At 36.7% G+C, this 13538-nt stretch carries 10 protein-coding genes and 2 pseudogenes; 5 read left to right on the forward strand and 7 right to left on the reverse strand.

The window, feature by feature from the left end:
• Positions 1–60: 60 nt before the first annotated feature.
• The 7 genes from C2I06_RS06975 to C2I06_RS07005 form a co-directional block, all read right to left on the reverse strand.
• Complete coding sequence (locus tag C2I06_RS06975) at positions 61–2661, reverse strand: polynucleotide kinase-phosphatase (protein ID WP_123257752.1); 2601 nt, start codon at positions 2659–2661, stop codon at positions 61–63.
• Positions 2662–4023 (reverse strand): methyltransferase domain-containing protein, encoded by a 1362-nt coding sequence (locus C2I06_RS06980; protein ID WP_095328952.1) that lies wholly within the window; start codon positions 4021–4023, stop codon positions 2662–2664.
• 269 nt (positions 4024–4292) lie between these two features.
• The gene (locus tag C2I06_RS06985; protein ID WP_061796280.1) at positions 4293–4472 is read right to left on the reverse strand and encodes an H-type small acid-soluble spore protein; all 180 of its coding nucleotides are present in this window, start codon (positions 4470–4472) and stop codon (positions 4293–4295) included.
• 142 nt (positions 4473–4614) lie between these two features.
• Positions 4615–6708, reverse strand: a complete 2094-nt coding sequence (locus tag C2I06_RS06990) for a class I SAM-dependent methyltransferase (protein WP_123257753.1) — start codon at positions 6706–6708, stop codon at positions 4615–4617.
• A gap of 63 nt (positions 6709–6771) precedes the next feature.
• Positions 6772–7473 carry an alpha/beta fold hydrolase gene (locus C2I06_RS06995; RefSeq protein ID WP_123257754.1) on the reverse strand — a complete coding sequence of 234 codons (702 nt, stop codon included), beginning with the start codon at positions 7471–7473 and terminating at the stop codon, positions 6772–6774.
• Between the two features lie 128 nt (positions 7474–7601).
• On the reverse strand, positions 7602–8297 hold the full coding sequence (locus C2I06_RS07000; RefSeq protein ID WP_123257755.1) for a DUF5694 domain-containing protein: 696 nt from the start codon (positions 8295–8297) through the stop codon (positions 7602–7604).
• Positions 8298–8329: 32 nt separating this feature from the next.
• Complete coding sequence (locus tag C2I06_RS07005) at positions 8330–8773, reverse strand: PH domain-containing protein (RefSeq protein WP_123257756.1); 444 nt, start codon at positions 8771–8773, stop codon at positions 8330–8332.
• Positions 8774–8975: 202 nt separating this feature from the next.
• Here C2I06_RS07005 and murQ point away from each other — a divergent pair, with 202 nt between their 5' ends.
• The 5 genes and pseudogenes from murQ (at position 8976) to C2I06_RS25470 (ending at position 13226) form a co-directional block, all read left to right on the forward strand.
• Positions 8976–9875, forward strand: coding sequence for an N-acetylmuramic acid 6-phosphate etherase (gene murQ / locus C2I06_RS07010; protein WP_123257757.1), 900 nt, complete (start codon positions 8976–8978; stop codon positions 9873–9875).
• A gap of 21 nt (positions 9876–9896) precedes the next feature.
• Entirely contained in the window at positions 9897–10751 is an 855-nt protein-coding gene (locus C2I06_RS07015) for a MurR/RpiR family transcriptional regulator (RefSeq protein ID WP_095328958.1), read from the forward strand.
• 102 nt (positions 10752–10853) lie between these two features.
• A pseudogene (locus C2I06_RS07020) lies at positions 10854–12217 on the forward strand (PTS transporter subunit EIIC).
• Positions 12214–12824, forward strand: a pseudogene (locus tag C2I06_RS25465) (MupG family TIM beta-alpha barrel fold protein); the annotation flags it as partial. The pseudogenes C2I06_RS07020 and C2I06_RS25465, both read left to right, overlap by 4 nt.
• 96 nt (positions 12825–12920) lie before the next feature.
• On the forward strand, positions 12921–13226 hold the full coding sequence (locus tag C2I06_RS25470; protein WP_249928314.1) for a DUF871 domain-containing protein: 306 nt from the start codon (positions 12921–12923) through the stop codon (positions 13224–13226).
• Positions 13227–13538 lie beyond the last annotated feature (312 nt).

Genomic DNA, 13538 nt, shown 5'->3' on the forward strand with positions numbered 1-13538 from the left:
TCAAGCTGGGATAGAAAGCAAATTCATCGAGAAAATATCCTTCTGAATTTGCTTTTTATCTTATAATCTTGCATCAATCGGATCTTCTTCCAAAGCCAATGTCGCAAGGACACATTCATGAATTCTTTCCACTGACTCCAACTGGATAAAACGATTGATTCCTTCTATTCCTAAAGCCAATTCCTTTAAGGCATTGCGCTGCTTCTTAGCTGTTTTACGGTCTTTTAATCGTCTTAATTGATCCTTTTCTAAATAATCCATGCCATATATAATTTGAAGATATTTCCGTCCTCTTACTTTAATGGCTGGTTGAAGTAATTTTCCCTTTGGATTTCTCGCAAGGAATTGATAAGGTTTAAAGATAACCCCTTCATGGCCATCTGTCGTAATTTCTTCCCACCAGCTGACAGCTTTCTTTAATGATTCATCATCATTTACAATCAGATAATCTGTTTTCATAAAAAGACTGCTAATTGTGCTGAAATATTCGTTTTGTTCCATATGCCACTGATGTGTTTGATGAAAATAACTTTCGTTGCTATGTGCAAGGATATGAAATGGAGCGATTTTTATATCCTCTAATTGTTGAATTTCCCAACAATATTGATTGTACACTTCACTAAAACTTTGCGCATTTTGTCGCTTTTGTGCAAATTCTTCTACCCAGCCATTAACAGCCATGCCATTTTGCTGCGCACAAAGAAGCTGCTCGTAAATCTTGTCTCTATCCATCACGCTCATTTCAGCCACATGTGCGTATTGCTGAATAATTAAATCCTTTGCCTTTAAATTCCATGGAAGGATTTCAGCATCAAGCAATACCCAGTCTGTCTGATTCTTATCAAAATAATTTACAGTTGTCAGATCATAATGGAGCTTTGTCAGAATTTTTTCTTCGAGCTCTATAGAAAAAAAGGCTCTCCCTGTTCTTGTATAGATAGTGCCTAAACTTCTTTTCCCAACATACTTTTCTGCTGCCTCTGGATTCTTAAATAACAAAAGTATCCCTCTGCTGCCCATATGCTTTTTCTCGACAACCATTTGGTCTATCCCATTATCTTTGTAGTAATGATAGGCATCGATTGGATGTTCCAAATATCCTTCGATTGTTGAAGTTTGCGGCGGAGGACTCATCGTTGGCGGTATATAGATTAACTCTTCCATGGGAATTGTAAAATGGGACACCTTGTCCATCGCTGCTTTCACATTATTTTGCGGACAACTAATTTCTCCAAACGTATCTGTCCAAACACTATAGCCATTAATAAATCGCTGAACATTCGGCAGAGAAAGCCTTGTTTCCTGCCATTTTTTTAATGGATTATCTTCAATTTGAGCATAATCCTTTTGAGCCTTAACCGAAATAAATTCTCTTTCTGGATAACGAAAAGCCGTTAACTTTCCGCCAAAAACAACCCCTTGGTCAATATTGATTGTATTATTCACAAAGAGCGGCTCCGGTTTCGGATCATGTCCCCAAATAATTAATTCTTTTGATAGATGATTTCTGTACCAGTCTCCACGGATCGGCTTCCCATCTGTGTCCATTCCTAATGTTTCTCCATATCTTGTAAAATCGGAAATCGTGTTTGATTGTTTGCCAATATAATGATCTTTTATCCCTGCATGAGCAACAACTGCTGTTTTCACACCATTTCTTGTCAGAACATAATGGGAAGGTGACTGAAGAAGCATAGTTTTCCAATCTTCTCTTATTTTTTCTATCTGCTCATCTGTATATGTAAGGGAAAAGGAAGTAAACGTTTCTTTAATCCATTCATCTCCGTGATTTAGTGTCACTTTTTTCCCATCAAGCCATCTTGCTATTTTCCATCCATGGTTACTATCAATCATATACGCAAGATTATGGTTAAGGTGAGCAGAGAAAAAGAAAAGTGCTTCTGTAGATTTTGGGCCGCGGCTCATAATATCCCCTACCGAAACAAATTTCCGACCTTCTGGATGGCGATATAACCCATCATCATGTTTTATATAACCTAAACGTTCTAGCAATTCGTAACATTCATCCATACATCCATGAATATCTCCGATAATATCTAAGCCATTATCAGCATTTAAATAGTACGAAGCTTCTTCTGTTTCGATACTTACTGACTCGTCCCGATCTCTAATATAATATATTGCGTGATAGCTTTCCCTTTGGATTTTGCGGATTTCCTGACGCATTATTTCAAATTGTCTTTTTACCTTCCCTTTTCCTCTCGGATGGGTGCGCTTTTCGTCTCTTTCCAGAAGGACAGATAAAGAGAGATCAAAAACAATCACTACTACAGGAACATGATATTTTTTTCCCAGAAGTCGATACTTTTCCCGTTCTGCCTCTTTTAAATGGGTTGCGTCGATATAGCTTCGCTTATTCAATGTCGCTCTTGCGCTAATCATTTGTTTCATCATTTCAAAGGCCGCTGTTGAGATTTGGCTATATTCTTCCATCAAGTTGGCAGCTACTTCTTTAGGTTGATTTGTCCAGTCTACAAAGTCAATATTACTGACTAATTTCCGAAAATGATCGGAACTAATTACTTCTTCCGCTTGCAGAAAACCTTTGTTTATCCAATTTTCCAATGTTGTTGATTTGCCACTATTTGATGGTCCTATTAATAAAACAATACTGTTATAGGGTATTCGAATCGTTTTCATTTATCCACCTCTTTTCTGCGAAAATATGGCCATCTGTGTAGGATAGCCGTAACCTTCTATATATTCACCTATCCCATCGATTTGTACCTTATAGTTAGCATGACTTTCCCAATACTTGGTCCATTCTTCAAACTGTTGCTGCGTCCATTCAAATCGATGGTCGCTGTGCCTTTTTGCCTCATTCATATCATAGACAGCATTGTAATCTTGATTAGGCGTTGTCACAATTACATGATAAGGCTTGTATTTTGTAAAAATGGTGTCAAATACCTTCCCTAATCGATTTTCGTCAATATGCTCAATGACTTCACAGAGAATAAAGATATCTTTCTTTTCCAATTCACTATCATAATAAAATAAAGAGCCCCATTTAAAAGTTGGAAGAAGAAAGTCAGGCTTATCCACTAATGCCTCGATTCTTTTTTTAGCTTTTAACTGTTCTCGTTCAGAAGGATCTACTGCGATAAGTTCTTCTATTCCGCTTATAAAGCCTAATTGGGCCGTTAGCTTTCCTTCTCCAGCACCCATATCTACAATTCGGCTATTATGCGGAAGCTTCTTTACAGTTTCTATAATTTTCTCATAGCGCCATTGATTTAAGCTTTTCTTCTTTGTCAAAGGTGCTTGTTTTTCCTCTGAAGGCTTTGATTCTATTAACCTTGATTTTTCTATTAAATCTGAAAAAACAAGCGACTCCTTTATAATTTCATTTCTTTTCGGATGGGAGGAAAGCCATCCTTCTCCGTAACGCTTCAGCTTATCCACTTCTTTTTCATCAATATAATAATGTTTATATTGGTCCATTACTGGAATCAGCACAAACAAATGACGGAAACAGTCTTGTATCGTCTGTTTTGCCTTTAACGTAATAAATTTTGCTGAACTTTTTTTCGCGAATGACTTTGGTAAAAGTACCTTGCCATTTTCGATCGTAAGCTCATATCCTAAAGGTTCAAAGAGTTCTGCTAATTCATGATTGGTTAACTTGGTAGATAGCGGTCCAAATGTAATTTCTAGGGGAAAAGAATAGTTCACCCACTCTTTGAATTCATCTTTTGGCTTTCCATTTAATGCAGTTCCAACTGCCTTTCGTAAAACTGAGCAGAAAATACTGCTGACAGCACTTTCTCTATCATTAATATAATGTGTAATAGACGAAAAGTTAGTTTGATTTTTCGTTAATTCCATATTATCTACTGTAACGAAAAATAATATCTGGACTTCATGCTCCTCGTTTTTGGTAAAAACAATGCGCACTAACCCGCCTTTCTCTTTTCTTTCATATAAGTTATGGGGATTTTTAGCAATAAGATGGGAGACCATCCTTGCATGCTCGCCATATACTTTAAGACTTATTTGCATAAACTCACCTCTTTTTCTCTCAAAACCATTTGAATACTATTTTACCATATTTTTCATAAAAAAGAACCACTATTACGAGTGGTTGCAGAATGAGGACAAACTCCTTGAATTAGGAGTTTTGCCTATACTCTTTTTTTGTAATCCCTTCTAATAGAGATGTTGTTTTCCGCTACAAGTGTTAAAAAGGGAATCAGAATGAAAACATTCTGATCCTCTCCTTTTGTCTACCAACTGGAACCTCTATCCTCGTGGTTGTCTTGCGAGAGATTTTAAGCTTCTTCTAGGCTTGCAATGTCAACTTCTGTTTGTTCTTGACTTCCGCCTACCAGATGAACGATTGCGGTTGCATCTTTTTCTTTAATATCTTCCAGCCAAACTGAGGCACCGTTATACTTTACTTCTATTTCTGCTGATGAGGAAAGTATTTGTTTTGCTCTGTTAATATCCATCATTCCACCTACTTTCTATATAAAGAAATGTTAAGTTCCCCATAGGGTTCCTTTATTAAAATAGATCCTTTTTCATTATGTGAAAGTAGGCGGAAATCTATTCTCTCCATTTTTTTGCCTTACTTGAAAACTATTTAAAGCTCTATCTAAGATGTTTTTCAATCACAATAAAACAGGTGCTGTCAGGAAGTTTAACCACGTTTTGAGAGGAATCCATCAATTTTACTTTCGGTAATAGATGCTCTGCATAGCCATCTTGTATATAATGGTCAAACAATAGCACTTTCCCCTTATTGCCAATCACCCTTTTAATAACATCTTTATATTCTGCAGGGGTAAAGTACCCGAACTGCTCTTGTACTTCATGCGGATAGGCCTCTTCTCCCCATGTATAAGTATATAGAAATTCCATCGCATCATTTATCGGCAATTTAACAGTGCTTTCATTAATTTGCTCAAACTCGATCTGTCTGCCTTTAAAATCATTTACATAGCGTTTAAAAAAATCCAAACCATTTGGCTGCTTAAATTCAATTTGTCTCCATTCTTCTTTCGGTTCGGTCATAATACCATCTCTAATTATGATTCTGCCGCCCGGTTTAAGGACTTCAAATGCACTTGTTAGGCTATCCAAAATAACCTCTGGATTAAATTTCATCCCTTTATATGGAATATAAGAATACATCTCATGAAGTATCGAAGAAAATACAATGGTATCCATACTATTCACCGCAAAAGTTTCTTTTAATTGCAGTGCATCTGCCTGTTTAACAAGCCATGTTTTCTTTTCTCTTATTTTCCTTTTTTCTAATGCCTCGATAACATTGGTAGAAATATCAATGCCGATAACAGTTGCTTGGGGATGACGATCCGATAGAATATCTAACATAATTCCACCGCCTGCCCCTATATCCAGCAGCTTATTTCCTATTGCATAGTCAGCAATCATCTTTTTATGGTCTTCAGCATTATTCATATCAGCAAGATAGTTTTGTTCATTTTGCATTCGATCAAAGCCATCCTTTCGAAAACCAAAAAAATCATATAAAAGAATGATTGCCCGTTCATAAAGGGGGGATTTTTCTGCTTCCTGACAAAACTCAATTAATTTCTCCCCAGCCTTTGAATAAACAAATGTTACGCTAATATTTTCATTTAAAGAGTCAAGCGGAATAATCACTAATTCGACATGTTCATTTGCGCACTTTGTGCCGGCAATTAAATCATCAATCGTTTGTTCTTTCAAAAATGCCTCAATGATTCTCTTTTTGTATAAGTTAATTGTCTTTTTACCTTTATAGTCATAATAGATGTCTTTCATAAACGGTTCAAAGCTGATTTGCCTTATTGTTAATGGATCGACTTTTTGATAGATTAATAGGAAGATTTTCAAAAATTCTTCCAAGGAGAAATCATGCAGAGCAGACTCCACATACCACATATCCGTTTTATGAAAAAATAATTGAAGCATTTCATTTCTTTTCGATTCTTTTAAAAAACGACTATACTCTTCATCAAAATTTTCACCGTTTTGGATAGCAGCTTTTCTCAGCCTCTTTATTCTTTCCTTTAATGGCAACTCTTGCTCCCTTTTCCCTTCCAAAATAGAGCTGATAACTTCTTTAACTTCCTTTTGAACTTCCTTCCATATTTGCGGTGAAACAGCTTCGATGATACATTGATTCAAGACATATAATAAACGGTACCTATCATTTTGATCTACTACGATGTTTTTATTCATAGATAAAATTAATGGTTCTAACTGACAATAGCGAACTTCTCCTCTTATAAATTGACCTATTAATCCATGTGTATAAATAAGTGTAAAAATAAGCTCTTCTAAAACCAAGTTACGTTCGCCATTTGTTGTCTTTCTTATTTCCTCTGCATAAATTTGCGCAGAACCAATATTATGAATGCCTAATTGAAATCCCCTTTCTCTCCAATATTTGCGCTGAGAAGGCGATCCACATTTTGCTACATCACTCCAAATTAAAACCTGTTCTATTATTTGTTTTTCAGGATCATTTAAACTCGTACAATTATCTAAGATTAATAGAGTCTTTTCCACATAGGATAAAACCGGATTGCTTTCTAACCCTTCTAACGAAGGAACTTGTTCTAAATTCACATTCTTTTCTTTTGTTATATAAAGATATTGCAGCCATTTCTGTTGACGTAATACCTCTTTATTTCCTTGTCTCACTTCTTGAATTACCTGTAGAGAGGCTAGCATTTCCTTTCACTCCTGACAAAATGATGAATACAATATTATCATCGGATTTAATTTAATTTAATTCTAAACAGTCTTTTTATCATTTACAAAGCTTAATACTGCCTCTTTAAACACATCTTGATTCTCTATGTATGGATGATGCCCGCCATTAATATAGTGAATGACTGCATTTTCACACGGAAAAGTTAAATGATGGTTTGGTCCAACAGCATGATCAGATTTACCAGCTATAATCAGAGTCGGTTTTTGTATTTCTCTCAGAAGTTCTGTAAAATCGTCAAAATATTCTTTTAAGGAAAAAACCTTCTTTTGGAAATAGGCATCCGTTCTTAATTCCTTATCTATCATATCTACTTCTTTTTTCTTGTCTATATCTGTATATTGAAAATGATCGTAACGTCCGTTCTCGATTAATTTAAATGGATAGCGATTTGCATATAGGACGGCTAAATATCCACCGAAAGAATGCCCTATAATCGACCATTTAGAAATACCTAGTTGGATACGTAGTTCTTCGCAATCTTCTATTAAATGGTTTATTCCAAAAGACTCCTCCTTAAAAATTTCTTCAGAGCGACATACTCCTCTCTGATCTATAACAACTAAACGAAAAAAATTGTTTAGACGATGTGTTTGATTCATGGAAAAGTCAAAACACCCTTCACCTGGGCCGCCATGTAAATATAGAATAGCTTTTCCTGTCATTTTCCCATGCGTTTCCACATATAATTCTTTATTATTAATGTTCAAGTAGTGAATTGCCATCGATTTTCATCCTCCCTTTTTCCATTCTTCTTATGCCTATAGAAAATGGGGGAGCTCGTGAAAATGGCAGTAACCTTGAACGTTAATGGAAGCCTTCTATTGAATACATGAAACATTCCTCCTGCCCCTTATATTTTGTTTGTATAGGAAAAAGGATTTATTACTTCCCAGCCAATTCCTTCAAAAAACTTTCTTAATAGCCACAAATGGTCACTGCCAATAAGAAGCAAAATACAATCTTGATCATTATCCTTTGTAATCTCTAGCACATTATTAAATATATACAATTCTCTTTTCATCCATTTATCTAGAAAGGGAATACCAATTTTTACACCCTGTTTATTTTCAACTAAGACAAAAGATAAATAAAGATCCTCAAGTCTATGTATATATGCGTTCTCATTCAATCGGCGAAATGCCTCTATTAATGAACTTGTTGCAGACAACACGGGACTAGCTTTATTTAAACTTTCCATTTTTTCAGATAGTTCTTGATAATTTTCCTTTATTTCATTAAATAGGTTTTGAACATCTTCTTGCCCTAATTCCCCTTCCCAATTTACACCATATACCTTATCATGGTGTAATTTATTCGCTAATCTAAAACCAATTTGTTCAATCTCATCTGAAGAATATTGATTACTTTCTTGATGAAATTTTTCAATAAGAAGCTGCTCATCTTTTTTATCCCATTCTAAGGCAATTTTGGAAGGTCTCCATTCTGCTAATAATTGAACTAATTCTTCGATCTCTTCGTCTTTCCTTTTTATCATATCAGCATTTTCCGCAAAATGAAAAGTGCCTACTAATATTATCTTCTTCACATCTCCACCGCCATCGTTAAAATAACTTATCGTTAATTATTGTTTTTTCCTCTTTTTGAAATTCTATTTTCTAATTCTATTAAAAATAATTCAGCGTTCTGCGGCGATATTTTTACACTGCCAAGGCTCGCTGTCATGTAAAATATTTCGATTGCTGATTTGGAAGTTAACAGTCGAAAACCAGTAAATATATCAGTCGTCTTAGCAACTTTAGTAATATTTTCATAGCGGATTTTACTGTGAAAAGGTCCCCCTTTTACTAGTAAATACTCATCGGTAAACACATACTTAATACCAAATGTAATCCATGCAAAAAAAGAAGTACATAAGATAAAAATGGTACTCATAATAATACTGGGCAATATGGTTCGTTCCTTCTCTATAAACAATGGACCTAACGTAACAAGCCCAATACTAAAAATAACGACTAACAACATGATAATAAAGAAGCGATCTACTTTCGAACGGAAAATCATGTTTTTACCCCCTCCTCTTATCATACGTATAAGGATAACAGTAAGTTTCAGTCAATTGTCTTTTCTTTTATGTAAGCATCTTGAAATAAAATTTGATTTTATTATTTGTTATGAATTATTGAAATTTCATTTTAGTTTTATTATAATCATCTCAAGGAAATCGTTTTCAAATCTAAACAAACTTGGAGAAGGAGTATTTACCATGGAAGAAAAGCTTGAGCTATTAACAACAGAATCTCGAAATGAGCAAACAATGCAAATCGATACGGCTGAACCAATGGAAATATTGCGTTTGATGAATGAACAAGATCAACTAGTGGCTCTTGCAGTCAAGGAAGTCTTATCTGATATAGAGGTAGCCGTCCAATACGTTTTTGAATCCTTCCAAAAAGGCGGTCGCCTTATTTATGTGGGCGCAGGAACGAGTGGAAGATTAGGCGTTCTCGATGCTGTAGAATGTCCACCAACATTTGGTACAGATCCCGAAATGGTGCAAGGACTGATCGCTGGTGGAGAAACAGCCTTTTTTAAAGCGGTCGAAGGAGCAGAAGATCAGCCAGAGCTTGGTATCAAAGATTTAAAAGCTATAAGTCTTTCAAAAAATGATACGGTGATTGGTATTGCCGCCAGTGGAAGGACTCCTTATGTTATCGGAGCATTGCAGTATGCAAGAGCAGTTGGAGCAAAAACAATTGCCTTATCCTGTAATAAAAATGCAGCCATCAGTAAAGAAGCAGAGCAAGCAATCGAAGTGATTGTCGGTCCTGAGGTGCTTACCGGTTCAACCCGGTTAAAATCAGGCACTGCACACAAAATGATTTTAAATATGATCTCCACTTCCTCCATGATATTGCTAGGAAAAGCATACGAAAACTTAATGGTAGATGTTCATGTAAGCAATGAAAAGCTTAAGGAACGAGCAATCGCTATTATTTGCAAAATTGCAGATGTCTCCTATGAACAAGCATTAGAAACATTGGAAGAGGCAAACTTACAAGTCAAAACAGCAATCGTCATGTTAAAAACAAATTCAAGCAAGCAAGAAGCAGAGCAGCTTTTAGCAAATGCTAATGGTTATGTAAAAAAAGCAATTCAGAAGTAATCTGAAAAGGTGGTTAAGATTGTGGTAGCAGGTGGTTTAAAAATTATTCAAAGCATGTTGGAGCAGCTCCCCGCTTCCGAGCGAAAGATTGCTGCATTTATACTAGAAAATCCAAATATGCTCTTAAACAGTACCGTTCATGAAATCGGCGCGCATGCAGGTACAAGCGGAGCCGCGGTTATTCGACTCTGTAAATCCTTAGGCTTAAATGGCTTTCAAGATTTAAAAGTTAGAATTGCTGGCGATTTAGTGAAGCCCCTTGAACAAGGATATCGCGATATTGAACCAGATGAATCCTTCTACTCTATTGTTCAAAAAACAACTAGTAACAGCATTCAGAGTATCCGTGATTCTGAAGAAATAATTAATTATGAAGAATTGGAGCGCGCTGTCCACACTATATCTGCTGCAAAAAATGTTCATTTTTTTGGGATTGGTGCTTCCAATATTATCGCTAAAGATGCTCAGCAAAAGCTTCTGCGAATTCATAAAAACGCTACTGCCTTTACTGATATACATCTTGTCGCTACATTAATCGGAAATGCAGGCAAGGATGATATTGTCTTTGGAATCTCCCATTCAGGCGAAACTCCCGAAGTAATTAAAGTCATGTCACTTGCCAAGAAACATGGTGTAAAAACAATCAGTCTAACAAAATACGGTCAATCTTCTGTTGCATCATTATCAGATATAAAGCTGTTTACTTCCTATTCAGCTGAAGCTCCCTTTCGAAGTGCAGCCACATCGTCACGTCTAGCTCAGCTATATATCATGGATATTTTGTTTCTCTCAATGGCAACAGTTCAATATGAGGACACTATTACCTCTATTGATAAAACAAGAGAAGCTATTCAATTTATTAAAGAAGGAAAGTAGCATTCGCTTAAATGTGTCTTCCCTATCTAGAAACAACATGGTGCCTGGACACATTTGATAGGAGTGCAAAAATAAATAATAGTGGAGAGAAGGGAATTTAAGATGGCTGGTGAAAACAATAAAATTTTAGCAGAAAAGATTCTCGAACAATTAGGTGGTCCTGAAAATATTGTTAGCTACACACATTGTATGACAAGACTTCGTGTCACACCGAAAAATTCTTCCTTAATCAATAAAGAAGAATTAAAAAAAGTGGATGGAGTATTAGGAGTTGTAGTTGAAGAAACACTGCAAATTATTCTTGGCCCTGGAAAAGTAAATAAAGTTACAGAAGCCTTTAGTAGATTAATCGAAGATGCTGGCGGGATTAATCTAAAAGAAAAGGCAGCAAGCACAAAAGCTGAAATTAACAAAAAAAATGCAACACCTTTTAAATTATTTTTGCGCAAAATTGCTAGTATCTTCATTCCTTTAATTCCTGCTCTCGTAGCGTCTGGATTGATAACAGGAATTACAAAAGCCATTGTCCAGGCCGGTGTGCTGGCAGAAGAATCACAACTTGCCATCATTTTATCTGTGATTGGCAGTGGATTATTCGGATACCTCGGCATATTAGTTGGTACAAATGCAGCAAAAGAATTTGGCGGTTCGCCAGCGCTTGGAGCTATTGCCGGTATTTTGATAATAAACCCCGCTGTTGCTGGCATTCATTTATTTGGCACAGATTTACTGCCTGGTCGAGGCGGACTAATTGGCGTGCTATTCGCAGCAATCTTTATCGCATTAGTTGAAAAACAGGTTCGTAAATATGTGCCAACCTCACTAGATCTTTTTATTACGCCGACTGTCGCTTTATTGCTTACTGGTATCTTGACTTATCTCATATTTATGCCGCTTGGCGGTCTTATTTCTGATGTCATTACAAAAGGATTAACCTCCTTACTGGAAATGGGGGTGTAGTTGCAGGATTTGTTCTTGGGGCAACCTTCCTTCCCCTTGTTGTCACTGGGTTACACCAAGGGTTAACACCAATACATCTTGAGTTAATTAATACAATTGATAATGATCCTCTTCTGCCAATCCTTGCAATGGGTGGTGCTGCCCAAGTAGGTGCAGCGTTTGCGATTTACTTTAAAACAAAGAAAAAACGATTAAAGAGAGCTATTGCTGGTGGTCTTCCTGCAGGGATTCTTGGGATTGGCGAGCCATTGATATTTGGTGTTACCCTTCCGCTAGGGCGTCCCTTCTTAACGGCATGTTTGGGAGCTGGAATCGGCGGAGCGTTTCAGGCTGCATTCGGAGTTGCTACTGTAGCTATCGGCGTATCTGGTATCCCACTTGCATTCCTTGTTGTTACCGGTCAAGTGTTTCTATATTTAGCAGGGGTATTAATTGCTTATGCTGCTGGATTTGTTTTTACGTATTTATTTGGCTTCAAAGATGAAATGGCTGGTGAGTTTGAATGATTGGCATTTCCTTTTATTTAAAGGATCCTTTAGCGGAAGAACGAATTACCCGCGCTGGAAAATTAGGAGTAAAGCGGGCATTCACCTCCCTCCATATTCCGGAGGAGTCTGGAGAATTAGCGACTAGAGCTAAAGCACTTATGACTCTAGCTGCTGAATCAGGAATAGAGGTTTTTGCCGATGTTTCCTTAAGAACTCCTAGTCATTTAGGATTAAACAGTTTAATGGAGTTAAAGAAGCTAGGGTTATTGGTCTTCGATTAGATGATGGTTTTGATAATGAAATGATTTTAACCCTTTCCCAAGATTTTAAATTGGCTCTTAATGCTAGTGCTTTCCAAGAGGAGGACTTGTCTGCACTTATAAAAGCTGGTCTGAATGCCAACCAATTGATAGCATGGCATAATTTCTATCCAAGACAAGAAACGGGATTATCCTTTTCTTTTTTTCAATCGCAAAATAAAATCTTCCAGCGCTTCGGAATACCTATTAGTGCATATATTCCAGGTGATGAAGAAAAACGTGGTCCTCTATTTGACGGGCTGCCTACATTGGAAAATCATCGGCACTTAGAGCCATATCATGGTGCATTAGAGTTATTTCTAGCAGGGGTTGAGGATGTTTACATTGGTGATCCTGGAGTAAGTGAAGCACTACTTCATAAATTAATCGATTTTGATCAGCATCATTATGTCTCCATCCGTATCCAGGATTATCAAGAAGGCGAGTTCCAACTTCGTCCTGATCTTTCCCGTGATGTTCTCCGCTTCCTAGGTACGAGAAGTCTAGAGAATATCTACCCAGAGAACACAGAAGCACGTCCAGCCGGCACAATCACAAGAGATAATGACCTCTATGGACGCTATCGCGGAGAAATACAAATCACCCTGTGCGATCTTCCAGCAGATGAGCGAGTCAACGTTATCGGAAAGGTAATTGATGCAGATATACCGCTTCTATCCTTACTAAAACCTAGTCAAAAAATAAAACTTGTTCCTTTTTCCTTCTAATTAGAGCAAAATCGTAAAGAGGCGAGTTAAAAAATATTAAAAGGTTGAGACATAACAAAATAATTAATGCATAAAGACGAACAATCTCTAAATTAGTGGTAAAACCAATTCGTTCCATTGCGCTACAGACACTCCCTTTCCGCGGGGAGCAACCTAAGCCTCCTCGGCTTCAAGCCTGTGGGGTCTTAGGCTTTGCTCTACTTCCCGCAGGAGTTGAGTGTCCTCCGCTCCATTTCACTCCGTTTTTGAAGATTATTTCGTTCTAGCATTTTTTCAAAAGAAAATAAAACGGAGCAGACTGAATACACGTAG

Source organism: Niallia circulans (assembly GCF_003726095.1).
In the GTDB taxonomy this organism is placed as follows: domain Bacteria; phylum Bacillota; class Bacilli; order Bacillales; family Cytobacillaceae; genus Niallia; species Niallia circulans_A.

Bases quoted from the DNA above. Each gene is read 5' to 3' on its own strand.
- C2I06_RS06975 (WP_123257752.1), bottom strand. From the start codon at position 2,661: ATGAAAACGATTCGAATACCCTATAACAGTATTGTTTTATTAATAGGA.
- C2I06_RS06980 (WP_095328952.1), bottom strand. From the start codon at position 4,023: ATGCAAATAAGTCTTAAAGTATATGGCGAGCATGCAAGGATGGTCTCC.
- C2I06_RS06985 (WP_061796280.1), bottom strand. From the start codon at position 4,472: ATGGATATTAACAGAGCAAAACAAATACTTTCCTCATCAGCAGAAATA.
- C2I06_RS06990 (WP_123257753.1), bottom strand. From the start codon at position 6,708: ATGCTAGCCTCTCTACAGGTAATTCAAGAAGTGAGACAAGGAAATAAA.
- C2I06_RS06995 (WP_123257754.1), bottom strand. From the start codon at position 7,473: ATGGCAATTCACTACTTGAACATTAATAATAAAGAATTATATGTGGAA.
- C2I06_RS07005 (WP_123257756.1), bottom strand. From the start codon at position 8,773: ATGATTTTCCGTTCGAAAGTAGATCGCTTCTTTATTATCATGTTGTTA.
- murQ (WP_123257757.1), top strand. From the start codon at position 8,976: ATGGAAGAAAAGCTTGAGCTATTAACAACAGAATCTCGAAATGAGCAA.